Genomic DNA, 25,674 nt, shown 5'->3' with positions numbered 1-25,674 from the left:
ATTCATCAATACCAAGAGAACAAGAATGAGCTTTATTACAGCCGAACATGCCAAAATTCTTACGGCAACTGCCAAATTAGATATCAACCTCTATAAAGAGCGCTTAGCAAAATTAATTGAAGAAAGTGCTCAGCAGGGGAATACCGCCGTATTTGCTGTTTTACCTAAGCACTTACCGCTAAGTGAAATTCGGGAGCTTTCGGCTGAATTGACCCAGTTGGGTTATCAAGTTCGCTTTGAAGTGAATGAGTTTTTTTATAGTTTTAACGTGTACTGGATATAGCGTAATTGCTTTAATTGAAGTTTATGATAATAAAAAACCCTTTAAATCATGTATTTAAAGGGTTTTTAAAATCAAAGACTTAATTAAGCTTCAATCGTTTGCACGGCAATTTTCTTTGCTGGATCTACTTTACGACGCACTGCGGGTACAGGTTCGCCATAATATTGGCGGTCAGCAAAGTAACTTGATCGAACCATTGGTGCAGACCAGATGTTTCTAAAACCAAGTTTACGACCATGTTCAGCATAACGCTCGAATTCTTCTGGGCTGACAAAACGGTCAATCGGTGCATGTTCTTTAGATGGCTGTAAATACTGACCGATGGTCACATAGTCCACATCATGCGCACGTAAGTCATCTAATAGTGCAATGACTTCTTCTTCAGTTTCACCAATACCGACCATCAAACCACATTTGGTTGGAACGTCTGGGCAGTATTCTTTAAACATTTTAAGTAATGTTAAAGAGTGTTGGTAATCTGAACCTGGACGCATGGCTTTATACAAACGTGGCACAGTTTCAATATTGTGGTTAAACACGTCTGGTGGGCATTCGGTCATAATGCGTAAGGCAATATCCATACGGCCACGGAAGTCTGGCACCAAAATCTCGAGTAAGGTTTTCGGGCTTAAACTACGCGCTTCTTTAATACAATCGACAAAGTGCTGTGCGCCACCATCCAATAGATCATCACGGTCTACCGAGGTAATGACTGCATATTTCAAACCTAAATTTGAAATGGTTTCAGCCATATGACGTGGTTCATCTGGGTCAAGCGCATTTGGACGGCCATGAGCAACATCACAGAATGGGCAACGACGAGTACAGATGTCACCCATAATCATAAAGGTTGCCGTACCACCACCAAAACATTCTGGTAAATTTGGGCAGGCAGCTTCTTCACATACAGTATGTAATTTTTGCGCACGTAAAGTTGTTTTAATGCGTTGAACTTCCTCAGGCGCTGTCATCTTGACACGAATCCAGTCTGGCTTACGAGGCACTTCAACCGTAGGAACAACTTTGACAGGAATACGTGAAACTTTTTCTGCACCACGAAGTTTGACACCCTGTTCAGGTTTACGGCTTTCAGACATATTCAACTTTTCCACTGTTTACACGGAGAGATATGCAAATATTATAACGGAATTGCACATTGATAGGGCAAAAACACTATTCATTTTCTAAATGTCGTCATCATTCAATATATGACTATGAAATACAGCAAAGTCAGCTATTTTCAGTCATAATAGAGCGAAAATAGACACAGATTTATAGAAAAGGAGCGTTGAATGGCACGTAAGAAAGAGGTCGTTAGTGGAACTTTCGTGAAATACGATGCGGTCGTTCTCGGTTCGGGTCCTGCTGGCGAAGGCGCGGCAATGAAACTTGCTAAATCGGGCAAGCGTGTTGCAATTATTGATATGCGAGAGCAATTGGGGGGCAACTGTACCCACGTTGGCACAATTCCAAGTAAGGCATTGCGTCAAACAGTATCGAGCATTATTCGCTATCAACGCGATCCAATGTTCCAAAAAGTGGGGGATTGGAAACAATTCACCATGAAACAAGTGCTACGCAATGCGCATAAAGTCATTCAACAACAGGTTGAGACGCACTCGCGTTTTTACGATCGTAATAAGATTGATATTTTCCACGGCCGTGCCTATATCCAAGATCAAAACACAATTTTGGTTTTTACGCCTGAAGGGATTAAAGAAACCATCATGTTCAAGCAGTTGGTGATTGCGACGGGTAGCCGTCCGTATCGTCCTGCCATGCTTGATTTTAATCATCCACGTGTATTTGATTCAGATAAAATTTTGGATTTGGATTTCTCGATCCAGAAAATCATCATTTATGGTGCAGGTGTAATTGGCTGTGAATATGCGTCAATTTTCATTGGCTTAGATCATAAAGTTGATTTAATTAATACCCAAATGAAATTGCTCAGCTATTTAGATGATGAAATTTCAGATGCACTCTCTTATCACTTACGTGAACAAGGTGTGTTGATTCGTCACAATGAACAGATTGATCATCTCGAAACGTTTGATGATCACGTGGTCATGCATTTGCTCAGTGGTAAGAAAATTAAGGCCGATGCGATTTTATGGTGTAATGGCCGTTCGGGTAATACAGATGGCCTTGGACTAGAGAATGTTGGTATTACGCCAAACAGCCGCGGTCAAATTACCGTGAATGATCAATATCAAACTGAAGTTGAGAATATTTACGCTGCGGGTGATGTCATTGGTTGGCCATCGCTGGCTTCTGCTGCTTATGACCAAGGTCGTTGTGCGGGGGCAAACATGAGTGGTGAAGAAGGTGTTGAACCCGTAGTTGATATTCCTACAGGGATTTACACCATTCCAGAAATTTCTTCGATTGGTAAGAATGAACAGCAATTAACGGAAGAAAAAATTCCGTATGAAGTGGGTCAGGCCTCTTTCCGTCATTTAGCCCGTGCGCAAATTACAGGTGATACCGTCGGTGAATTGAAGATTTTGTTCCACCGCGATACTTTGGAAATTTTGGGCGTACATTGCTTTGGTAATAACGCTGCGGAAATTATTCACATTGGTCAAGCAGTGATGAACAGTCCAAATAATACCATCAAGTATTTTGTGGAAACGACATTTAACTACCCAACAATGGCTGAAGCGTACCGTGTAGCGACTTTGAATGGTATGAACCGTTTGTTCTAAACATTCAGTGAAGTGAATAAAAAGCCCATTTTAATTAATGGGCTTTTTTATGTGCTGCGGAATGATGAATATCGTTTAGAAAGGTCGAGCACCTGCCAAGCTAATACGTTTTAATAGGCGACGTTGTTCTGCGGGAAAGGGTGTTCTCGAATGTAATGTGACTTGATTGTCCCAAAACACGATATCTCCCGTTTCCCAATGATGTTCGTAGCGGAACTCTGGTTTTAGAATATGTGCGCGTAGCTCTGCGATGAGTTCACTCCCTTCAATATCATTCACATTGACCAATTCAACTTCCGAACGTGTATTCAGCCACAATGCTTTACGTCCCGTTTCAGGGTGAATGCGTACAAGTGGATGTGGGTAGGCATGTCCTAAAATCGGTTGATCTTTAAAGCGGTAGTAAGGTGAATCTGCATAACCGCTTGTCCCTGTATTACTTTGTACACGGACAAAGGGGTTATAGGTAATGAGCTGTAACGCGTCGATTTTCTTTTTAATTTCATCTGAGAGGGCGTCATAGGTTTTAATGGTATTGAACCAAGTGGTTTGTCCACCGTTTTGTGGAAGTTCAATGGCATAAAGCAGTGAGCCGAAAGAGGGAAGAGGTGTCCATTGGTGATCGGCATGTGGACTTAGCTCGCCGTGACCTGTGTAGTCTCCTTGCCCCACTGCATTTGACACAGGGACAACATCAGGTGGGACACCAGTGTCCGATTGGCTGGCAAGTACTGAATTGTCAGCGCTTGGGCGGAAAATGGAACCAAAGTAGCTAGCAAAAGCTAGATATTGTAAATCATCTAAACTTTGTTGTTTAAAGATCAAAACTAAATGTTCGGCTAGGGCTTGTTTAAGACGGAAAATGGTTTCGCCTGACTGAGCTTTACGTGCATCTAAGCCTGTCACAACCGCACCTAAAGCTTGATCTTTCAATGGGGTAATTTGAATTTCATTTGGATGTTGAAGAGCATCAGCTAAATGCCATTGCGGTTCATCGTGAATGGCTTGAGAAAGTTGTGTAAGATTGGTCATTATTATTACTCTAAATTTCTTGTTGTTTTAAACTAAGAAAAACTCAGCATTTTTTGAAATAAGAATAAATGCTGAGTTTATGAAAACTAGAGCCAGTCTTGAAGAGATTAGTGTGGGCAGAAAGCTTGATTAAAGTATTCGAAGAGTTGCGGTGTTTGTAGCCAGAGTGCAATGGCAGCAATAATCAGTCCCAGTACAACCGCGCTAATCGATGTCTTAAGCCAAAACAGAGATGAATTATTCATGGACCACCGCCTTTTCATCGACAAAGAAATGAACCAGTACACCTAAAACGCTGAGAGCAATTGAAATCATCCAAACCGCTTGATAATTACCCGTCATGTCATGATTCACACCACCGAGCCATCCACCAAAAAATGAACCGACTTGATGGGTAAAAAATACAATACCACTGAGCATAGACAAATAACGAATGCCGAACATATTGGCGACAATTCCGTTGGTTAATGGGACGGTAGATAACCATAATAAACCCATAATGACGCCAAAACTATAGATTGTCCATGTACTTAACGGTAAGGCTAAAAAAGCAATAATGGCGATGCCGCGCAGCGCATATAAACCCATGAGTAGTTTAGGTTTGGAAAATTTTCCCCCTAACCAGCCTGCACCGTACGTACCAAAGATATTGAATAATCCCACTAAAGCGAGAAACACGGTGCCTGTGGTTGCATCAAAACCATGATCAATCAGATAACCAGGGAGGTGAATACCAATAAAGACCACTTGGAAGCCACACACCATAAAACCTAAAGATAAAAACCAGAAAGGTTTATGGGCTTTTGCAATGTTCAAAATTTGTTTAAAACTGAGCGTAGGTGCGCTACTTGACGTTTGGCTATTCGGTGCAACATACATGGGTGCTTTTAGCATCCAAGCGAGCGGAACAATAAAGGCAATTAAAATCGCACTAACAATTAAAGCGGCTGACCAACCAATATTTTGCAATAGCAATAAGGTGGATGGCAGCATAATAAATTGTCCAAACGAGCCTGCTGCACTGGCAATACCCATAGCCAAACTACGTTTTTCAGGTGGGGCTGCACGCCCAACCGCAGAAAGTAACACAGGAAAAGAGGTGGCCGATAAGGCTAAACCTAAAATCAGACCGACACTGACATTTAGCATAAAGCCAGTTGAGCTGACGGACATGAGTAATAAGCCAATCGCGTAGAGAATACCTCCTACCGTGATGACAATTTTACTGCCGTATTTATCGGCAAAAGCCCCTGTAAAGGGCTGTACAGCACCCCAAATGAGGTTTTGTAAAGCAATTGCTAAACTAAAAACGTTATGCCCCCAACCAAATTCATGGCTCATAGGAACCAAATAGAGTCCAAATGCATGCCGAACACCTAGCGAAAGCGCCAAAATGATAGCGCTGCCAATCAGCATATAAATAAGGGGTTTTGAAAATTGACTTTGGGTCATTGCCGCATTCGTCTTTGAAATATGAGTTTGGCTGTATTGTACGCAATATATCGATTACATTCGATATGTGATTAAAATATTTGAAAAGTGACGTAATGATTGGGGGATTAGTGCAGCCTTATGAATATGTGAAAGCTACTGAAATAGTCATTATTTGCATATTTAGGACACTGCTGGATTAGAAATAGTTCAACATTTGATGCCGTGGATTTGTCATTTATCAGGATTTATACATTCAAGAATTAATTCTATATTGATGAGTGATTTATGGGTCTATGAATCAAGTTAATGTTTCACATAAGAAAGAGTAGGTTATTTTGATCAGGTACAGAGCGTGAATACACCATCATCTGTACCTGAGGATTTAAAGTTTTACGCTAAACTATTTCGCTCTAATACAGCTTGATCAAAAAGTTGTTTTTCTTTGGTTTTATGTTCAACTGAAAAGCGAATTAAAATGACACTAAAGGCCGCAACTGTGACTAAACCACCAAGGATAAATAGGCAAGTTTGTACGTCTAATACGCCTTTCAATAAAAAGCCAGCAGCCACTGCGCCCACATTACCCCCAGCACCAATAATCCCTGTAACACCTCCTAAAGCATCACGGTCAATAAAAGGCACCAGTGCATAAGTTGCCCCACATGCCATATGGGTAAAGAGTGCAAATACGGTCATGCTGATAATAGCGAGTGTGACGGTATTCATTTGAGAGAATACGATTAAGAATAAACCTTCAAGTAAGACTAGAGTGAATAACACTTTGGTGCGTCCATCTAGGCCTTTTACGATTGCAATTTTATCTGAAACAATGCCACCCAAAGCACGAGCAAAAAGTGCCAATAGACCAAAGATACCCGCAGTTAAACCTGCCTCTTTAAGGCCCATATTGAAGTGGTCTACATAATACATTGCAGCAACATTATGAATGAAAATTTCAATACCAAAACATGCAGCATAAGATACAAATAGAATCCAAACGCGGTAATTGCGTGCAGCTTGCAGCAAAATTGCTGTACCGCCTTTTTTGCCACTTCCTACCTCAATGCCTTCTTTACGAAGTTCTTTAAAATTCCCTTGAGGGCAATCTTGAGTAAGCTTCCAATATAAGATGCCCACGATCACCATCATGATGCCCGGTACAAGCAGGGCAATACGCCATCCCATGCTTTGTTCTACACCAAACATTACAATTGCCCCAAGAAGAAGTGGCATGAGGGCTTGTGTTGCGCCGCCGCCTGCATTACCCCAACCCGCCGCCGCCGCGTTTGCTGTACCCACGACATTCGGTGCAAACATAATACTGGTATGATATTGGGTAATGACAAAACTCGCGCCAATGGCACCAATCAGTAGGCGGAAAAATAAAAAGGATTCGTAGGTATTGGCAGCGGCAACCCCAAATACAGGAATACTGCCGAGTAATAAAAGGGCCGTATAGGTCTTTCTGGGACCATATTTATCACACAATGGACCGACAATCAGGCGAATTAAAATAGTAATCGCAACGGCTGCAATATTAATGTTGGCAATTTGATCTTTGGTTAAATTAAATTCGCCTTTAATTACAGGCATGAGCGGTGCGCAGGCAAACCATGCAAAGAAGCAGACAAAGAATGCGAGCCAAGTCATATGGAACGCACGCATGGCGGGTGTAGAAAAATTAAAAAGTTTAATTTGTGTCGCTTTTTTTGCATCGCTATTTATTGTTGAAGACATAACCATCCCCTGAACTGAGCGTAATTTTGTTTACAAGTTTTTTAAGCTGCTTGTAATCCGATCAGAACGGACATCGTTGGCCGTCTATGTACTGTGTGAATCGACGTTGATTCATCTTATAGATTAAAATGCAAGCAATATGCCAAAAGTGTGATTTTGGCTTGATTCAACGGATACTGTGATTAAACACGTGAGTTTGTTGGTCAACATGAGTTTAGAGGTCATGAAATTCTGAGAAAACCCCGCTGGATAAAAAGGGATAAAATCTGATCAAAAATAATTCATTCTTTAAAGCATTCAATAAAAGTGCATCAGAACAATGCACTTTAGATGATAAGTTGGGGGGATAAAACTCAGCAGTTATTCCACGGTATTCATACTATTTTAATGAATACCATGAAGAGAAATCCGAATGAGTTTTCAAATTTTAAAAGCGATAACCAATGCCTGCATAAGCGAGAATTGGATTGATCTCAATATCGGCTTTGGAGCGGATAAGTTCACCGAGTTTGGCATCGGTCACGGTAATGGTGGTGTCATTACTGAGTTGAGCATAACTGACCGAGCCGACAGCAAACCAATTGCTATTAAAATCGTAGGTAAATCCAACTGTGGCAATTGGTGCAAAGGCATCAGATGCTTCAAGATCCACTTGAGGGTTGGCAGAACTGGTTTTACCTTCCAAAGATCCGCCAGCTTGACCTTCTTTAATGTTGGCAATCATATGACCAGCGGCAATTAAATCTTGTTCAATACGTGGGTTCATTTCTAATTCATTAAAATAAGCATACATGACGCCAAAACCGACATAGGGGCGAAATTTATTCACCCCAGTTTTGCCAAAGTGATATTGCAATTCAAATGCAGGTGTCCATGCCCGAGCCGAAGCAGCAGTGCCATGAGTAGACAAATCGGTAATCAAAATATCATTTTCAAGTTCCAGTTGACCTAAAACACTGCCTAAAGGACTGGCAATGGCTGAAAAGGGAGCATAGATTTTTCCTTGACCTTGTAAATCGACCTTAGGGGGAATCCCAGCTTTGACCTCAACGGAAACATGGTCGGTAAAGAAATAATTGCTCATGATGCCTAAAGTTGTAACATCATCTGCCTGAAGTCCAGTACCCGCATTATCCCATTGGCTTAAGCCGTGTATTTCGGCAGTACCACTGAGACTTGAAGGGACGGGAGCATCAATTGCAGCCAATCCTTTAAGAGCTGCTTTTAACAGTGGATTAACGTCACTGCCTGATCGAATATTGTCTAAAACGGTTTGCGCTTGAATACTGCCGACTTTCGCAGTTTCACCTTCCTTGACTGCCGTATTGACTCGAAACGGTTGGGCTTGACCTTGTGGCATAACATGTAATGCACCCACAGAAATGGAAAAACGTTTAAAGCCATCACCATCTTCTAGGCTGAAATAAGGGGATTTAGCATGGCTAAATGTAGGGATAAGGGTCATCGCAATTGAAAATGCTAATCCTGTTTTCTGCATAGGGGACTCCATGTCCATTTTCATCATTTTTATTCAGGGGCATTATTCAATAGAGCAGCGAAAGAAAACTGTTGTTTTCGAACAGGTATAGTTTTAAAAAATTGTGAAAATTACCGTGATTTTTTTATGGTTCTGTTACTTATCAATCAATCATGTTATTTCTAAAAAGCGTGAGCGCACGTGACACAACTTATTTGAGTCTTTTCTAAATACTTATTAATGAAAAAGAAAAAAGTTTGGGGTGGTTGTTTTTGGATATAAAAAAAGATCACCCGAAGGTGACCTTTTTGACAACTGACTTAGATTTTAAGCCAATGACACGGTTTCAGTCTGAAAACGAGATAAATCTTCTTCAGGACGGGCTGTTAAAATTTCAACGCCATCTTTAGTCACTAAAATGGTATGTTCATATTGCGCAGAAAGCTTATGATCTTTGGTCACAACTGTCCATTTGTCACCCAATAACTTGGTTTGCCATACGCCTGCATTGACCATTGGTTCAATGGTAAAGGTCATGCCTTCTTCCAGAATCATGCCACTGTTGCCTTGACCATAATGCAATACTTGAGGTTCGTCATGGAATACCGTACCAATACCGTGACCACAGTATTCACGAACGACGCTAAAGCGTTCTGATTCAACATATTTTTGAATTGCTAGACCAATATCACCAATGGTCGAACCTGGTTTAACCGTCGCAATACCACGATACATGGCTTCTTGAGCAACTTTACATAAGCGGTCAGCAAGAATCGAAGTTTCTTCACCCACCACGTACATCATATTGGTATCGCCGTGATAACCATCTTTAATTACAGTGACATCAATGTTTAAGATATCGCCTTTCTTTAAGATTTTACTTTCAGATGGAATCCCGTGACACACCACATGGTTCACTGAAGTACAAATGGTGTGCTGAAACGCTGGACGACCAGGTGCCGCACCATAACCTAAACATGCAGGGATCGCATTTTGTACGTTCACAATATAATCGTGACAAATCGTGTCTAATTCGAGGGTCGTTACCCCTGGTTTGATATGCGGTTTGATCATATCCAACACTTCTGCCGCCAGTCGTCCCGCCACACGCATTTTTTCAATTTCATCGGCAGTTTTAATTAATCGACGGGGAGCTTGATAAGTTGTATTCATGATCTCTAAAAACTTTTGGAAATTTATATGTGACTATGGTATAAATAGCCGCCCATTTTATCAAATGCTTTTTCGTGAATATCTTTACGAGTCATTTGATTGAAATAGGTAAAAAATCCGCACATATATCGACACATTACTCTGGGTGCCCTTTTAAGGGTGGAGAATGCGGATATATGGAGGCCTAACCCAAACTTTAAGGTAAAGAAAATGGCAGATTACAACGTAAGCATGCGCGACCTTCTTCAAGCAGGTGCGCACTTTGGTCACCAAACTCGTTTCTGGAACCCAAAAATGCGTCAATACATTTTTGGTGCGCGTAACAAAATTCACATCATCAACCTTGAGCACACTGTTCCTGCGTTAAACGATGCTTTGAACTTTGTTAACAATCTTGCAAGCAAAAAGAACAAAGTATTGTTCGTTGGTACTAAACGTGCTGCTTCTAACATCATCCGTGAACAAGCTCAACGCGCTGGTCAACCATATGTAGATCACCGTTGGTTAGGTGGTATGTTGACGAACTGGAAAACACTTCGCCAATCTATCAACCGTTTGAAAGACCTTCAAACTCAATCTCAAGACGGTACTTTTGCTAAGCTTACTAAACGTGAAGCTTTAGAGCGTACTCGTGAGATGGACAAACTTGAACGTGCTTTAGGCGGCGTTAAAAACATGGGTGGTTTACCTGACGCATTATTCGTAATCGACGTTGACCACGAATCAATCGCGATTAAAGAAGCTAAAAACCTTGGTATTCCTGTAATCGGTATCGTTGATACAAACTCTAACCCAGACAACGTAGATTTCGTTATCCCGGGTAATGACGATGCGATCCGTGCAGTAACACTTTACGCTTCTGCTATGGCTGATGCGATCCTTGCTGGTAAAGAGTACGCTCAAACACAAGCAAATGCACAAGCAAAAGGCGACGAAGCTGCTAAAGAAGCTCCTGAGGCTTAATGCGTTTTGACGCAAGCTTGTCATTTTTGCGACATGTGATGGTGGCAAAGTAAGCGTCATGTATGCAGACGGCCCATGAGCATCCCTCTGGGCCGTTTCTGTTCTAAAAAGAATTCATTTTCTACCGATTTTTAGGAGATACACATGACTGCTATTACTGCAAGCATGGTTAAAGAATTGCGTGACCGTACTGGTTTAGCAATGATGGAATGTAAAAAAGCATTAACAGAAGCGAACGGTGACATCGAATTAGCGATTGATAACCTTCGTAAATCTGGTCAAGCTAAAGCTGCTAAAAAAGCGGGTAACATCGCTGCTGACGGCGCGATCACGATCGCTCAAGAAGGCAACAAAGCTATTCTTTTAGAAGTAAACTGCCAAACTGACTTCGTTGCTAAAGACGAAAACTTTGCTGGCTTCTCTGCGAAAGTTGCTGCTGCTGCACTTGCTGCTGGCGAAACTGATGCTGCTAAAATTGCTGAACTTAAACTTGAAGATGGCACGACTGTTGAAGAAGCGCGTATTGCTCTTGTTCAAAAAATCGGTGAAAACATCCAAGTACGTCGTGCTAAAATTGTTGAAGGTGAAAACCTTGCAGTTTACAAACACGGTTTAAAAATTGGTGTTGTAGTTGCTTATACTGGTCAAGCTGACACTGGTAAAGGTGTTGCAATGCACGTTGCTGCGTTCAACCCAGTTGCTGTAACTGCTGAAGGCGTTTCTGCTGAGCTTATCGCGAAAGAGAAAGAAATTGCTGAAGCGAAAGCGATTGAATCTGGCAAGCCAGCAAACATCGTTGAGAAGATGGTTACTGGTTCAGTTGAGAAATACTTGAACGAAGTTGTACTTGAGCGTCAAATGTACGTAATTGACAACGATAAGAAAGTTGCTGACGTATTAAAAGCGACTGGTACAACTGTTGCTCAATTCGTTCGTTTCGAAGTGGGTGAAGGCATTGAGAAGAAAGCTGAACTTTCTTTTGCTGAAGAAGTTGCTGCTGCTCAAGCTGCTGCAAAATAATTTTATTTTGCAAAAAAAAGCCCCTTCTGGGGCTTTTTTTATATCAAATAAAAAGGATAAAAAATGATGAATAAAACAAATTTGAGAATAGGCGTTGTTATTCTGGTGCTTATTGCTGCATATCTAGGAATAAACCGAGAACAGCATACGCCTCCTAAGAATGAATCTCCAATCACAACGCCATCGGAAACAGTATCAACAGTTGATGATCGTCAGAAAATACAACAGGCATTTCAGCAACAACAAAATAATGTTCAAGTCCGTGCAAGTGGCGTAGTTAAAGCGATTCTTGCGGATGATCATGAAGGCTCAAGGCACCAGAAATTTATATTGTCCTTGCAGAATGGCTTGACTGTATTGGTCGCACATAATATTGATTTAGCACCCAGAATAGAAAATGTACAAAAAGGGGATACGGTTGAGTTTTATGGTGAATATGAATACAACCCGAAGGGTGGGATAATTCATTGGACGCATCATGATCCAGAGCGGCAGCACATTGGTGGTTGGTTAAAACATCAAGGAAGAATTTATCAATAAAAAATGAGAGAGCAATTTTGTTCTATACAACAAAAATAGACATGCTATTTTGCATGTGAAATAGATTTGACTGGCATGAATGAAGAATTAATTGTATGAGCGAAGTGAAGCATGAGTTTGTTAAATTTAAGCATGTCCAAGAATTGGGTGGCTTAGAGTTACTGAATGCTTCGTATATACAAAAGCAATTCTCTAAACATGTGCATGAAGGCTATTGTATCGGGGTGATAGAAGAGGGTGCGCAGTCTTTTTATCGGACAGGTGCACTGCATATTGCACCTAAAGGGCATATCATTTTGGTGAATGCAGATGAAGTGCATACGGGTTCATCTGCAGTGGAAACAGGGTGGCGTTATCGCGCCATTTATCCGACACCTGAAATGTTAAGAGATGTGAGTCAGGATTTTTTTCAACCTTCAGGAACCATGCCGTGGTTTCCCCATGCCGTGATTCAGGATGAAGGATTGGCGCAACAACTTAGCTTACTGTTTGATTTATTAGAAAATAAAGATAATCAATTATTTAAACAAACTTTATACTTATCTACACTGGCTTATTTAATGTCACATCACAGCCGCACTAAGCTGGGTGAGTTGCCATTGCCTGAAGCTCAGAATCGTATATTGATGATTAAGGATTTGTTGGCGAGTGCGCCTGAAAAAGATTATTCCCTGAATGAGCTGGCAGAAACAGCAGGTTTAAGCCCTTGGCATTTTTTGCGACAATTTAAAAAATATACGGGTCTTCCACCCCACGCATGGCTCATTCAGTTTCGTTTGCATCAAGCGAAGCAGCTTTTAAAACGCGGTGAAAATATTGCTTTGGTGGCCGATTTATGTGGCTTTTCAGATCAGAGTCATTTTAATCGGCATTTCAAAAAATCGGTGGGAGTGACACCTTTGCAATACGTGATGAGTCTACGTTAGAAGAAGTGACTCTAATTTCAATGCGTTATTTAAATGATTCAAGTTTATAAATTTAATTAAGATTATTCGCTTCGTTCCATGCTTTGATTATTTCATGATTATTCAGCAATTTTGTACAAGATCATCCTTCTGCAAAACGCCTATTTTATAGATGTGTTTATTCAGTAGATGTTGTTATGGATCTTTCTCAACAGCAATTAAGAGCTAGGGCCTATCATAAGTCGCAAGATTTTATCCAAGGCGCAATCGATATCGTTCCTTTATCGATTGCGGTACTACCATGGGGGATTTTGGCGGGTTCAGTTGCCATTGATGCAGGACTGAGCATTCCACAGGCAGTAGCGATGTCGGCGGTTGTGTTTGCGGGTGCAGCACAACTGGTAAGTTTAGGAATGTGGTCTGCGGATGCAACAGCACTTACAATTGCAATTACAGTATTTTTCTTAACCAGTCAGCATTTTATTTATGCCTTAACCTTGCGCAAAGATATTTCGGTTTTGGCGAGTTATTACCGAATTCCTTTGGGATTTTTATTGACGGATGAGTTATTTGCTGTCGCGATGACCAAGCAACTGCGTCGTCCATATTATTTATTGGGTGCAGGCTTATGTTTTTATCTCGCGTGGGTGCTATTTAGTCTATTGGGAATTTATTTGGCTTCGACAGTTCCTAATTTGTCGAACTTGCATTTAGATTTTTCTATCGTTGCTGTTTTGGTGGCGATTATTGTTCCATTTATTAAAAATTGGATGAGTTTGATTGGTGTCATCACCACAATTCTAAGCTCGCTGTGTTTAACCGCATTGCATATAGAAGCCTCAATTTTAATCTCTGGCATGTTGGGAATGTTTGTTGCGGTGTGTCTAGAACGTTGGGAGCAAAAAACATGAGTTGGTCATTTATTTTTTTGTTGGCTGCAATTGTATTTTTTAATCGTTATCTGTTTTTAGAACCTAAAGTTGCTATTCAATTTCCGATGTTTTTCGAGCGAATGTTGAAATATTCAGCACCCTGTTTATTAAGTGCAATTTGTATACCGATTATTTTTTTTGATCACGGTGAATGGAGATCGTTGCAGGGCAATAGTTATTTTTATGCCACGATATTTTGTGTTCTTGTATCCTTATTTTTAAGAAAAATTTTAATCAGTTTGGCTTTGAGTTTGCTGTTTTTTTATGCATTAGAAGCTTGGGTGTTTTAATCGAGTTCACAGTGGAAAACATCAGGAAGATCAAATTCCACTGTGAAAATTATACTTGTGCGCTAAATGGCGTTCATTTGCGCTCTAGCATGGGTTTTTAATTTGGGTACCAGTTTATTTAGATATGCATCCATACACCAAATTGGGCCAATGAGGAGGAATTGGAGGTCTTTAAAGAAAGAAGGTTTCTTTCCTTCAATTTTATGCCCATAAAACTGCCCAATCCAAGCAAAAATGAACAATGCAATATAAAAACCCACGCCAACAGGTAAAATTAAAATTAGCCATGCCATTACGAATAAGAGGGCAGCCATTGCCAGAGCCAAAACAAGATCAAGTCGGCTATAAAAAATAAGAGTGAAGGCCACAATGAGAGCAGTAAGTAGCACACTAAAATGCGCCAAAATACCAATAATTGAAAATAGGATTGTCGGTACGCAAAGCCAGTGAATCATTTTATTGGTTTTATTTTGGTGGCTTTCACTGTATTCATCGAACCATTCGGTGATAGTTTTCATCTGTTGCTCCTGCAATTGCTTATTGTACTTTTTTTATCCATGTTTCGAAGAAACTATAAAATAGAAAACAACTGAGGTCAAAATTTGAAATTAAATTTTAGTCCATTTCTATCATTTGTTTTGTCATACATTAACGCAGCTCAATGATTTTGAACTGCGTTTAGGGATGCATTTGCAAATCTAATTTCCTGCGTGAAAAACTTCTTTGCCTTCTTTGAAAGTAGCAAGCACTTTAATATTTTTAATTTGATCACTAGGTATAGTCATGGGGTTCTGATCCAGAATCACAAAATCAGCTACTTTCCCTGGAGCCAGTGTACCTTTGCTGTCTTCTTCAAAATATTGATAGGCGGCCCAACTGGTCATGCTCTTGAGCGCAAGATAAGGACTGACACGTTGATCTTCACCTAAAACTTCACCACTTCGTGTGACACGATTTACAGTAGTGTCCAAAGTCATCATGCTATTTGGGGGAATGACGGGTGCATCATGATGTTGGGTAAATAAAATCCCTTTTCTTAAGGCAGAGCCAGTAGGGGAAATGTTTTGAGCGCGTTGAAGACCTAAAGTCTCATGAATATGCCAGTCTCCCCAGTAATAAGTGTGTAGCGAGAAGAAAGAAGGAATGAGTTTTAGTTCTTTGGCTTTGTCTAGTTGGTCTTCCCGCATGGTTTGCGCATGAATAATTACATTGCGTCGATCTTGGATTGGAAATTTGGCTGTGGCTTTTTCAATGGTATTTAAATATTGATCAATAGCAGCATCACCATTGGCATGCGCTAAAATTTGCCAATTATTCTGGAAAGCCAAGTCAATCAGATTTTGTACCGTGCTTTGTTGAGGGAAGGCGGCATAACCACGATAAGATTTTTTTTGACCTTCAGGTGGGATTAGATAGGGTTTGGTCAGCCAAGCGGTTTTACCTTGTGGAGATCCATCCAGACTAATTTTAACGCCCCCAATTCTATAGTGGTGTTTATATTCTCGGTTGGTACCATGTTGCAGCATATAGTTTTTTTCGGTGCTAATGTCTGGATAGACCACCAAATCTACAGGTAATTTGCCATTTTTCGCTAAATCGCGCCACATCTCTGAAGTCCCTGCATCTGCTCGACCTTCTTGAATGGTGGTGTATCCATTTTTGACATAGGTCTGTACCGCAGTGAGTGCCATTTTTTCCATGGTTTCAGGTGGCATATGTTGGAAAATTTGAATCATGGCTTTAAAAACTACACTTTCCTCAAGTACGCCATTGGGTTCTTTAGAATTTGCTTTACGACGGATGACTCCACCAGTTGGATTTGGTGTTTTAGCATCAATTTTGAGTAGTTCGAGTGCTTTGGTGTTGACCGTGGCCAAATGACCAGATTGATGTAAAACAATGACAGGTTGGTCGGTTGAGATTTTATCTAGTTCAGTCGCGGTAGGGTGACGCTTTTCAGTTAATTGGGCATCATCATATCCGTTGCCAATAATCCACCCCGAAGCTTGTTGAATGAAAGCAGGATTATTATTTTTCCATATTTGCATTGCTTGAATCAGAGAGGGGATATCTGTGACTTTGCCATCTGGCGGGGCATAAAGATTAGCAACGGTTTGTTGTAAGCCGACACTGTTGGCATGGCTATGCGCATCGATGAGCCCAGGAATAACGGTGTGGTTTTTTAAGTTAAAACGTTGCGCACGCAGATTGAGTCGCTTTGCCTCAGCAAGAGAGCCAGTAAATCTGATCATCCCATTTTCAACCAACATCGCTTCAACGTATGTCGGGGTATCGCCTTGCATGGTTAGAATAGGGCCACCATGCAGAATAAAGGTAGAATTCTGTCTGGGGTCTATTTTTTGACCGCGATGAATATGTTTTGAGATGGAGTAGCTACAAGCAGACAATAAAACCGTACTCATTAGAGCAAAAACTTTTAAATGCGAAGTTGTTAAATATTGGATTGATTTTGTCATTAGATCGTTTCCCAGACAGGTTGTCGATTTCTTGTCTTTTTTTTAAAATAACATATTAATTAAATTAGAAAATAAAAAAAGCCACTTAGACGTGGCTTTTTATCAAATGTATTGTGCATCAGTGAAATTAAGAATTGGGACCTGCAACGCGTTCAATGCTTACTTTTGCTGTTCCTGCATTGGTGATACCAAGTTGTTTTGCAGCACCATAAGAAAGATCGACCACACGGTTGCCATGGAATGGACCACGGTCATTGACTTTGACAACCACACTTTTGCCGTTATTTTTGTTGGTCACACGAATGTAGCAGTTAAGTGGCAAGCTACGATGAGCTGCTGTTAATGCATTCATGTCAAATGTTTCACCATTTGCAGTTTTACGACCATGGAACTGACGACCATACCATGAGGCAACACCAGTTTGGCTAAATTGACGAACAGTATTTGACGCAACATTATTTAACTTGTCAATGACTGAGGGCTCATTTGCTGGGATTTCAATTTTCGCAGCAATGGTTTCGCGGCGAATTTTATCTCCAGAACTCTCAGTAATTGAAAGGCTATTTAGATTTGAAAAGTGAGAGTTAAAACTCTGAGCATCTTTGTTTAAAACACGTGCTGCTAAACGTGAATTATCATTGTCATTATTTAATGATGATGATTGAACCAATTCGGCCTGTGACTGGGTCAGGGCGAACGTGGTGGTTATGGCAAGAATATATTTCATTGAAGAATGCATAAAATCTCCTAAAGGCGGGTTTGCAGAGCAGTAATTCAGTAGTAAAACCTTGAATTACAAGCAAACGGGCCGATTTATTCACTTGTGCAACTACATTTGACGAGATGGATAATATTCATGCCACAGTGAGGGTGTCTAGTCTTTATACCGAAATCTTTACAAAAAGTAGGTAATTAAATTGTTTTGTGGTTAATAAGTATACAATATTGTAACATTGTATTTAATTTGTCTATTTTATACACTTTATGGTTAAAAAAAAGATTGACTTATTTTCTTTCTGTAAAAAGCTAGCCTTAGCGGCTAGCAATTTCAGTACCTAATTGCCACACAGCAGTGGCATACATACGGCTCTTATTATAAGTGGTAATGACTTGAAAATTCGGGTAAGTAATGTAGTAAATTGAACCATAATTTTCTTGAAGTTGAATGACATTGATCATATCTAAATCATCAATTTGTACCACTGGATTGATGGGTGAAATACCCTGTGATTTTAATACGCCATAAGGGGTCGGTTGTTCAAGGTTCTTGGCAATAATGGCATCAGGTGTCGAACCTGTGTAACGCGCCGCAAAACCAATCGGTTGATTTCTTTGCCAACCATGTTGCGCGAGATAGTTTGCAATAGAACCAATCGCATCGACTGCTGAATTTCTTAGGTCAACATGTCCATTTCCATCGTAGTCCACGCCATATTTAGGAATGTTACTGGGCATAAATTGTGGATAGCCAATTGCACCTGCATAAGACCCTACGACAGAGTTGGCCGGCACACCATCTTTATAAGTCCATGCAATCAGTGCAGACAGCTCATCTTGGAAGTAGGCAGCACGACGTTCATAACCAAATGCAAGGGTTGCTAAGGCATCTCGAGTGATGAAATTGCCTTTATTGGCACCAAAACCTGTTTCTACCCCTAAAATGCCTAAAATCACAGATTGTGGAACACCAAATTGCTGTTCCGCACGGTTTAAGGTATCTGCATATTGATTTTTGAATCGAACGCCACGTTGAATAGTGCTTTCCGACATGAAATTGGTTTTATAGTCATACCATGGCTTACTTTCACCAGGTCGGTTCATAATATTGATAATGTTGGGAAGATTACGTGAGCCATTCATTGCCCAATCGACTTGTTCAGCAGTTAAACCATAGCTTTGCATGGTTTTTTGTTTGAAACTGGAGTATTGGGGATCATTGGCAAAATCATTTGCTTGGCAAAAACTGGTAATTGAAAAAGCACCAATAAGTAAAGATAAACGCTTCAGTTTTTTATAAATAGACAAATTCGTCATATAGGTTAAATCCCAAAAATTATCGATGTGTATGAATTGACATCACAACGCCAAAAGTGGCCATTAAAGTAATAATTGCAGTACCGCCATAACTCATAAAAGGTAAAGGCACACCCACTACCGGTAAAATACCACTGACCATGCCTGCATTGACAAAGACATATACAAAAAATGACAAAGCAAAACTGCTTGCCACTAAACGTCCAAAGTTATGAAAACTGTTTAATCCAATTTGAAACGTTCGGCTAATGATTGCAAAGTACAGTATAATCAATATGATAATACCAATCAGCCCAAATTCTTCAGAAAATGCAGCAATAATAAAATCGGTATGACCTTCAGGCAAGAAATGTAAGTGAGATTGAGTGCCTAAGAGGTATCCTTTACCTAAAACTCCACCAGAACCTATGGCAGTTTCTGATTGAATAATATTCCAACCCGTACCCAGTGCATCGGCTTCGGGATGGATCAAGGTTAAAACGCGTTGTCGTTGATAATCATGCAGTAAAAATTGCCAAGCAATAGGAATAATCAGTGTTGCGAGTCCGATTGCAGTTGCAATCAAACGCCAAGACAAGCCACTGAGGAATAAAACAAAGATCCCACTGGAAAGCACCAGTAATGAAGTACCAAGATCGGGTTGTTCAGCAATTAAAATAAAGGGAATGCCAATAAAGATTAAACAAATGCCAATCTGACTGATTTTAGGGGGTAAAGGCCGCCGAGATAAAAACCATGCAATCATCAAGGGCATGGCAATTTTCATAAATTCGCTAGGTTGTACACTGCCCAGTCCTGGAATATCAATCCATCGCTGTGCACCTAAACGAACTTCCCCAAAGAGTTTGACCCCAATAAGTGACAACAGTGCCACTATATATAGATAAGGTGTAAAAGATTGATACACCTTTGGCGGAACTTGTGCCAAACCTAACATGGTGAAAAAACCAATCGCAAAACTGATGGCTTGTTTCGACACTAGACTCCAGTCTTGTTCGGAAGCACTATAGAGCACAGTTAAACCTAATAGTGCTGTAAGCAATAAATAGAGGCATAACCATGGATCTAAGTGTAATTTGTGCCATTTCGATGGCAATAAAGTTGTGCTTAAACCGTCACGGGGTGCATGACGTAAGAATTTGGACTGAGGAAGAGTAGTCATGGAAGATATTTGTAGAATAAAGTCTTAGGTCGTATTTTGCGCCTGCTACCTTATACCTGTGTATGGATGCTGTATATCAATATTTAGCAATAAAAAACCTAGCAAAAGCTAGGTTTTCGATAGTTTAAATTTCTATCAATGATGGAACAACGTATCGTGATACTCAGCCAAAATAATCAATTCTTCCTTGGTTAAATGTGGGAAGATTTTATCAATTGCGATATGTACGGCTTTAATGACCGCCGCAGAGCCGATATCTGCCGCTTTACGCTTAATCATGCCTAAATCGAGGGTTTTGTTAAAATCATTCATGAAATGACGTACAGTGGCTTCTGCGAACTGTTTGTATAATTCGATCAAAACGGCTTTATTGGTATCGCCACCTGTACGAATATCAGCAAATGTGGTCTTTAAATTAGTCACCAAGCTGGCATCTAAACTTTCACCTACGCGATATTGACCTTGTGCATCTTTAAACAAGCTTTTTTCAGAAAACTCAATCGATTGTTTCACCACATCATTTGGAGCTTTACTTAGAAGTTGCTTCAATAACACTGCGACAGTTGATTTAATGTAACCTGCTAATTTCTCGGCAGTATCACGTTTATCACTTGGCGGAAAACGACGGACTAACTCCGTTAAAATGGCGTCAATAATTTCGTCATTAATCAATAAAGCAGTTTGGTCACGTAAAGGGTAGAGTACTTCACTCGAATTTTTCTTTTGCTGACCAGTTTGAATACTATTTAATAGTGTTTCAGAAGGGACAAAACCAAAAAAAGGCATTGTTATTTAACCTCAGTATTATTCATTTTATTGTCGCGCCAAGCGAATTGGGCGAGGCATCCATGTTAAATCCGATACACGACAAGGATTGATGTCTAAACCACCTCGGCGGGTATAAGCTGCATAAACCATAAGCTTTTCAGGTTGTAGATTTTGCCAGATATCGGCAAACATCTGTTCAACACATTGCTCATGGAAACCATTATGCTGGCGGTAGGAGATAATATAGGCTAAAAGTGAGTGATAACAAGGCTTTTTACCTTGATAGCGGATAAATACCGTACCCCAATCGGGTTGACCTGTCACAGGGCAGTTACTACGCAGTAAATGTGAATAGAGTTGTACTTCTAGGTTGTCTGTATTTTCATGATCGAAACTGAGTAGGGAAGCATCGGGTTGATTTTCCAGACGTTCAGGAACAAAGTCATCAATACAGATGCCTTCGGGCTGATAAATGGCTAAATCATCCACTTGGAACAATTGAATTGTTACTGTAGCGCCCGCAGCCGCAGATAAATCTTTTTCTACTGTAGCTATAAATGTGGCTTCAGAATCGAATTGGGTAAAGTTCAGACTATTAAAATAAAGCTTGAGTGATTTGGACTCAATTAAATTGGGCGAAGAAGCTGGCAGTGTTAAGCGACCAATCGCAACTTGAGGAATACCTTGAGCATTGAGCCAAGAAATTTCAAATACATGCCACCAGTCTTTACCCTGTTGAATACCCTCAATATGGGCATAGCTTGAACGTGCCTGAGCACGTGCAATTGGAAAAAGAATATCTGGTTGATATGTTGATGGATATTGGGTGTCTTTACCGAGTAAAGAAAGTTCTACACTCATTATTCACGCATTCCTGAGCCACGAGAAAGTAAATAATACGCTATACCGTAAAGCACAGCACAACATAAAGTAACCACGGTGAGTGAAATCGAAACGTTCACATCACTATGACCAAGAATTCCGAAACGGAAGGCATTAACCATATAGACAATTGGGTTAATTAAAGACAGGTTTTGCCAAAATGGGCTAAGTGCGCTAATCGCATAAAACACACCGCCTAAATAGGTTAGTGGAGTCAGTACGAATGTTGGAATAATAGAAATATCGTCAAAAGATTTGGCGTAAACAGCATTAATAAAACCCCCCAATGAAAATAATAATGAGGTCACAATCACTGTATATATAGTCACAAACCAGTTGGTAATATATAAGTCAGTAAAAAACAGACTCATGGCAGTCACAATAATCCCAACCAGTACACCACGACATAATCCGCCCAAGACATAGCCCCAAAGGACTAAATGTAAAGGGACAGGACTCATAATCAATTCTTCAATACTTTTTTGGAATTTGGCACTAAAGAAACTGGAGGAAACGTTGGCATAGCTATTGGTAATCACCGCCATCATAATTAAGCCAGGCACAATAAACTGCATATAGCTAAAGCCGCCCATTTGCCCAATACGAGAACCGACTAAATTACCAAAAATCACAAAATATAGACTCATGGTAATGGCTGGTGGTAATAGTGTTTGCGGCCAGATGCGCATAAAACGGCGAACTTCTTTATGTACTAATGTGAAAAGGGCAACACGCATTTGAGTCATATTCATGGTGTAGCTCCCTCCAAATTTTTCTCCACAAGTCTGACAAACAGTTCTTCAAGGCGGTTAGATTTATTGCGCATACTACGAACCTGAATACCTTGTGCTTCAAGTAACTGGAATAATTCGTTTAAGGTATGGGCTTTGTCCATGGTGACTTCAAGCGTGACGGGATCAATTAAATTGAACCGTACCCCAATAATATCAAGATGTAGGGGTTGAATTGGTTCAGCCAAGTCAAAAATAAAGGATTCTTCGTGTAATTGATTGAGGAATGCTTTCATGGAGGTATCTTCTTTAATCACGCCGCGGTCGATGATAGCAATACGGCGACACAACATTTCAGCTTCTTCTAAATAATGGGTCGTTAGAATGATGGATGTACCATTTTCATTCATTTCAGTCAGGAAATCCCACATTGAACGACGCAGTTCAATGTCGACACCTGCAGTAGGTTCATCCAGAATCAAAAGTTTTGGTTCATGCATCATGGCACGTGCGATCATGAGGCGGCGTTTCATACCACCTGACAGCATACGACCTTGGGTATTTCGTTTTTCCCAAAGCCCTAATTTTTCTAAATAATGTTCGGCACGTTGCTCTGCAATTTTACGAGGAATACCGTAATAGCCTGCTTGAGTCACCAAAATATCGAATGTTTTTTCAAATTGACCAAAGTTAAATTCTTGTGGCACAACACCTAAGCACTGCTTGGCACGTGATGGGTGTGTATCGAGATTATGGCCAAAAATTTCGACAGTGCCCGCGGTCTTTTTGGTTAAAGAACTAATGATGCCGATGGTCGTCGATTTGCCAGCACCGTTCGGTCCAAGAAGCGCATAAAACTCACCTTCTGGCACGGTTAAATTAATTCCTTTAAGGGCTTGAAAGCCATTACGATAAGTTTTGGACAAATCTCTGATCAGTAATGCATCGGTCATGAAGTTCTCACAGCATATAGAGTGTGACTATTGTGAGCGATCTTGATGAATAAACCAAGTAAATTACAGGGAATACTGCGTTGCATGCTTAGAACATTGATTAAACTCTAATCATAAAAATGAATGATTTATATATAGTTGCTTTCACTTCTTTATTTTTTTGCTATGATGTGCACGCGCGGCCATAGCTCAGTTGGATAGAGTACAAGTTTCCGAAGCTTGGGGTCGTGGGTTCGATTCCCGCTGGCCGCACCATATATCACTATAAAATCAATAGCTTAATAATGATTAAGCGTAAAATTAATAATAAAATTTCATGCTAAATTTTGTGAGATTTTCCAGTCCTTGTTTTTTTAAATCTTTAGATCTTGCATTTAGTCATTTTAATACGTGAGCTAAATTTTGCCGTTTCGGGAATATTTCGAAATCCTTTTAGGCACATAATTGATGCTTTGAAATAATTTATTTTGTGGTAAAGAAATTCTACATATTAAAAGATAGCTTAATCATCAATTCATTAAGCCATCTTTTAAATATTACAATAAAAGCGTGAAACTACTTCGCTTTTTTCTTATTGGCTTTTTTAAATTCATCATAGGCTTCTTCGGCAAATTTGCGTAAAGATGTTCCTATGGCTGCATATTGAAACTCATTTAAATTTGCCAATGATGCTCGAGCAGATGGATGCTGAACGCCGAAGCCAGAACCTGGTAAAAGTACGACACCTGTTTCATCCGCAACACGGAATAATAATTCTGTTGGATTCTTATTTTTCATAATCCATTCAGCAAACTCATCGCCATATAAGGTGCGAGAGGTTTTTTCCAAATTCACCAATGTGTAATAATCGACAGAATTTGGGTCTTGTGGAATTTCAACACCCAGTTGACGATACAGAGTGGCATCACGTTCACGAACCACGGATTTCACCGCTTTTTTGTAGCTTTGACGTGAATCCATCATATTAAATAATGCAAAAAGTACCATTTGAACTTGCTGCGGCGTTGATAAGCCCGCAGTATGATTTAAGGCGACATTTCGACTGTCGGCTACAAGGCGATCAATAAACTTGATGCTCGATGGATCGGTGGTCAAAGATGAATAACGTTCTTCGAGTTCCAGTTTATCTTTTTTAGAGAGATTGGCAATTTTCTGATCTAAAATATTGTTGTTACTGAGTGCAATTACACCGAGTCTCCAACCTGTAGCTCCGAAATATTTCGAGAATGAATAAACCAAAATCGTATTGTCTGGGCATATCGCAAATAAGGATTTAAAGTTATCTGCAAATGTGCCATATACGTCATCTGTAAGAATAATCAGGTCTGGACGTTTTTTGACGATATCCGCCAGTATCGCTAAGCCTTCGTCACTCATTTTCACAGATGGAGGGTTACTTGGGTTAACTAAAAAGAATGCCTTGATAGAGGGGTCTTCTAATTTACGTAATTCAGATTCTGGATACTGCCAGCCAAGGTTAGCATCTGCTTCAATAAGCACTTCTTCAAGCTGATAATCATTGAGTTTTGGGATTTCTAAATAAGGGGTGAAAATTGGAGAACCAATTGCAATTCGGTCCCCAGTAGAAATAATTTTATTTTCTTTCAGTGAATTAAAAATATACGCCATTGCAGCTGTGCCACCCTCAACTGCAAATAGGTCTAATCCTTCTTGTGGCATTCCTTGAACACCCATTTCACGTAAAATATATTCTTTAATAATTTTTTCACTGACTTTAAGCATTCGGTCTGGTACGGGGTAGTTACAACCGAGAATACCTTCAACCATCTCCAGTAAGAAAGCATCTGGATCTAACCCCAATTGATCACGGACATAGGAAATTGCTTTACCCAAAAAGACGACACCAGGTTTGTCTCGATTTTCTAGTACGAAATGATCAAAGCGTGATTGTAGCCCTTCGGCTCTAGGAAAACCACCTAGCCCTTCTGGCATATAGGAAAATGAAAATTCAGACTCAGTTGCCGAGAATAAACCAAGCTGAAAAAAAGCACGGCGTGGTACGGTTGCAAGAAAGTTTGGGTTTCCGCGACCCGCATTGAGCATCATACGATCTGTATGGCTTAAAGCTAATGCAATGAGTTCATCTTTGAGTTCAAATGGGCTTAGTTTTGCATATTTTGAGTAATCAACATTCCCCATGGGGTGTCTCCTT

The 25,674-nt window shown here is 40.2% G+C and carries 25 protein-coding genes and 1 tRNA gene; 9 read left to right on the top strand and 17 right to left on the bottom strand.

The genetic code is table 11. From position 1 onward, the window contains the following. Positions 1 to 25: 25 nt before the first annotated feature. Positions 26 to 283: a hypothetical protein gene (locus tag M5E07_RS11055; protein ID WP_044739361.1), complete on the top strand. Its 258-nt coding sequence runs from the start codon at positions 26 to 28 to the stop codon at positions 281 to 283. 83 nt (positions 284 to 366) lie between these two features. On the opposite strand, the gene lipA is transcribed toward M5E07_RS11055, so the two are convergent. Next, positions 367 to 1,380: a lipoyl synthase gene (gene lipA / locus M5E07_RS11050; protein WP_116759311.1), complete on the bottom strand. Its 1,014-nt coding sequence runs from the start codon at positions 1,378 to 1,380 to the stop codon at positions 367 to 369. 195 nt (positions 1,381 to 1,575) lie between these two features. Between lipA and sthA the strand changes: the two genes are divergently transcribed. Beyond that, on the top strand, positions 1,576 to 2,991 hold the full coding sequence (gene sthA, locus M5E07_RS11045; protein ID WP_116759310.1) for a Si-specific NAD(P)(+) transhydrogenase: 1,416 nt from the start codon (positions 1,576 to 1,578) through the stop codon (positions 2,989 to 2,991). Between the two features lie 75 nt (positions 2,992 to 3,066). On the opposite strand, the gene M5E07_RS11040 is transcribed toward sthA, so the two are convergent. The 6 genes from M5E07_RS11040 to map all read right to left on the bottom strand — a co-directional run bounded on the left by M5E07_RS11040 (position 3,067) and on the right by map (position 9,844). Continuing rightward, entirely contained in the window at positions 3,067 to 4,023 is a 957-nt protein-coding gene (locus M5E07_RS11040; protein ID WP_252219272.1) for a TauD/TfdA dioxygenase family protein, read from the bottom strand. 107 nt (positions 4,024 to 4,130) lie between these two features. Then, positions 4,131 to 4,268 carry a hypothetical protein gene (locus tag M5E07_RS11035; protein WP_016167390.1) on the bottom strand — a complete coding sequence of 46 codons (138 nt, stop codon included), beginning with the start codon at positions 4,266 to 4,268 and terminating at the stop codon, positions 4,131 to 4,133. Beyond that, positions 4,261 to 5,475, bottom strand: a complete 1,215-nt coding sequence (locus M5E07_RS11030) for an MFS transporter (protein WP_252219270.1) — start codon at positions 5,473 to 5,475, stop codon at positions 4,261 to 4,263. The genes M5E07_RS11035 and M5E07_RS11030 overlap by 8 nt, the downstream gene beginning before the upstream one ends. A 372-nt stretch (positions 5,476 to 5,847) precedes the next feature. Next, positions 5,848 to 7,194: an MFS transporter gene (locus tag M5E07_RS11025; RefSeq protein ID WP_252219266.1), complete on the bottom strand. Its 1,347-nt coding sequence runs from the start codon at positions 7,192 to 7,194 to the stop codon at positions 5,848 to 5,850. Positions 7,195 to 7,621: 427 nt separating this feature from the next. Next, positions 7,622 to 8,692 carry an OmpW/AlkL family protein gene (locus M5E07_RS11020; protein ID WP_252219261.1) on the bottom strand — a complete coding sequence of 357 codons (1,071 nt, stop codon included), beginning with the start codon at positions 8,690 to 8,692 and terminating at the stop codon, positions 7,622 to 7,624. A 306-nt stretch (positions 8,693 to 8,998) separates the two neighbouring features. Next, a complete protein-coding gene (gene map, locus M5E07_RS11015) occupies positions 8,999 to 9,844 on the bottom strand; it encodes a type I methionyl aminopeptidase (protein WP_116759305.1) in 846 nt (281 codons plus the stop codon). A 210-nt stretch (positions 9,845 to 10,054) separates the two neighbouring features. Between map and rpsB the strand changes: the two genes are divergently transcribed. The 6 genes from rpsB to M5E07_RS10985 all read left to right on the top strand — a co-directional run bounded on the left by rpsB (position 10,055) and on the right by M5E07_RS10985 (position 14,494). After that, the gene (gene rpsB / locus M5E07_RS11010) at positions 10,055 to 10,807 is read left to right on the top strand and encodes a 30S ribosomal protein S2 (RefSeq protein ID WP_116759304.1); all 753 of its coding nucleotides are present in this window, start codon (positions 10,055 to 10,057) and stop codon (positions 10,805 to 10,807) included. A gap of 144 nt (positions 10,808 to 10,951) precedes the next feature. Next, a complete protein-coding gene (gene tsf, locus M5E07_RS11005) occupies positions 10,952 to 11,827 on the top strand; it encodes a translation elongation factor Ts (protein WP_016167396.1) in 876 nt (291 codons plus the stop codon). Positions 11,828 to 11,890: 63 nt separating this feature from the next. Continuing rightward, positions 11,891 to 12,367 (top strand): DUF3465 domain-containing protein, encoded by a 477-nt coding sequence (locus M5E07_RS11000; protein WP_252219259.1) that lies wholly within the window; start codon positions 11,891 to 11,893, stop codon positions 12,365 to 12,367. A 95-nt stretch (positions 12,368 to 12,462) separates the two neighbouring features. Beyond that, positions 12,463 to 13,293, top strand: a complete 831-nt coding sequence (locus M5E07_RS10995) for a helix-turn-helix transcriptional regulator (protein ID WP_252219256.1) — start codon at positions 12,463 to 12,465, stop codon at positions 13,291 to 13,293. Between the two features lie 176 nt (positions 13,294 to 13,469). After that, positions 13,470 to 14,183, top strand: a complete 714-nt coding sequence (locus M5E07_RS10990; protein ID WP_252219253.1) for an AzlC family ABC transporter permease — start codon at positions 13,470 to 13,472, stop codon at positions 14,181 to 14,183. Continuing rightward, complete coding sequence (locus M5E07_RS10985; protein ID WP_252219250.1) at positions 14,180 to 14,494, top strand: AzlD domain-containing protein; 315 nt, start codon at positions 14,180 to 14,182, stop codon at positions 14,492 to 14,494. Before M5E07_RS10990 ends, M5E07_RS10985 begins: the two co-directional genes overlap by 4 nt. A gap of 62 nt (positions 14,495 to 14,556) precedes the next feature. Here the strand turns inward: M5E07_RS10985 and M5E07_RS10980 are convergent, their stop codons facing one another. The 9 genes from M5E07_RS10980 to M5E07_RS10940 all read right to left on the bottom strand — a co-directional run bounded on the left by M5E07_RS10980 (position 14,557) and on the right by M5E07_RS10940 (position 23,501). Then, positions 14,557 to 15,012 (bottom strand): Mpo1 family 2-hydroxy fatty acid dioxygenase, encoded by a 456-nt coding sequence (locus tag M5E07_RS10980; RefSeq protein WP_252219247.1) that lies wholly within the window; start codon positions 15,010 to 15,012, stop codon positions 14,557 to 14,559. A 180-nt stretch (positions 15,013 to 15,192) separates the two neighbouring features. Next, positions 15,193 to 16,971, bottom strand: a complete 1,779-nt coding sequence (locus tag M5E07_RS10975; RefSeq protein ID WP_252219244.1) for an amidohydrolase — start codon at positions 16,969 to 16,971, stop codon at positions 15,193 to 15,195. A 127-nt stretch (positions 16,972 to 17,098) separates the two neighbouring features. After that, positions 17,099 to 17,710 (bottom strand): septal ring lytic transglycosylase RlpA family protein, encoded by a 612-nt coding sequence (locus M5E07_RS10970; protein WP_116759298.1) that lies wholly within the window; start codon positions 17,708 to 17,710, stop codon positions 17,099 to 17,101. Between the two features lie 293 nt (positions 17,711 to 18,003). Further along, positions 18,004 to 19,005 carry a lytic murein transglycosylase B gene (gene mltB, locus M5E07_RS10965; protein ID WP_116759297.1) on the bottom strand — a complete coding sequence of 334 codons (1,002 nt, stop codon included), beginning with the start codon at positions 19,003 to 19,005 and terminating at the stop codon, positions 18,004 to 18,006. Between the two features lie 19 nt (positions 19,006 to 19,024). Further along, the gene (gene rodA, locus M5E07_RS10960) at positions 19,025 to 20,167 is read right to left on the bottom strand and encodes a rod shape-determining protein RodA (protein WP_252219240.1); all 1,143 of its coding nucleotides are present in this window, start codon (positions 20,165 to 20,167) and stop codon (positions 19,025 to 19,027) included. A gap of 135 nt (positions 20,168 to 20,302) precedes the next feature. Continuing rightward, the gene (locus M5E07_RS10955) at positions 20,303 to 20,953 is read right to left on the bottom strand and encodes a hypothetical protein (protein ID WP_252219238.1); all 651 of its coding nucleotides are present in this window, start codon (positions 20,951 to 20,953) and stop codon (positions 20,303 to 20,305) included. 27 nt (positions 20,954 to 20,980) lie between these two features. Then, positions 20,981 to 21,796, bottom strand: coding sequence for an NADPH-dependent 7-cyano-7-deazaguanine reductase QueF (gene queF, locus M5E07_RS10950; RefSeq protein WP_252219235.1), 816 nt, complete (start codon positions 21,794 to 21,796; stop codon positions 20,981 to 20,983). Continuing rightward, positions 21,796 to 22,569 (bottom strand): ABC transporter permease, encoded by a 774-nt coding sequence (locus M5E07_RS10945; protein ID WP_116759293.1) that lies wholly within the window; start codon positions 22,567 to 22,569, stop codon positions 21,796 to 21,798. The genes queF and M5E07_RS10945 overlap by 1 nt, the downstream gene beginning before the upstream one ends. Then, positions 22,566 to 23,501: an ABC transporter ATP-binding protein gene (locus M5E07_RS10940; RefSeq protein WP_252219232.1), complete on the bottom strand. Its 936-nt coding sequence runs from the start codon at positions 23,499 to 23,501 to the stop codon at positions 22,566 to 22,568. Before M5E07_RS10940 ends, M5E07_RS10945 begins: the two co-directional genes overlap by 4 nt. A 178-nt stretch (positions 23,502 to 23,679) precedes the next feature. Between M5E07_RS10940 and M5E07_RS10935 the strand changes: the two genes are divergently transcribed. Then, positions 23,680 to 23,756 (top strand) — tRNA-Arg (locus tag M5E07_RS10935). A 300-nt stretch (positions 23,757 to 24,056) separates the two neighbouring features. Here the strand turns inward: M5E07_RS10935 and M5E07_RS10930 are convergent. Then, positions 24,057 to 25,661, bottom strand: a complete 1,605-nt coding sequence (locus M5E07_RS10930; RefSeq protein WP_252219229.1) for a bifunctional aspartate transaminase/aspartate 4-decarboxylase — start codon at positions 25,659 to 25,661, stop codon at positions 24,057 to 24,059. Positions 25,662 to 25,674 lie beyond the last annotated feature (13 nt).

Source organism: Acinetobacter tibetensis, assembly GCF_023824315.1.
GTDB classification, from domain to species: Bacteria; Pseudomonadota; Gammaproteobacteria; order Pseudomonadales; family Moraxellaceae; genus Acinetobacter; species Acinetobacter tibetensis.
This window is presented reverse-complemented; position numbering and strand designations above follow the sequence as displayed.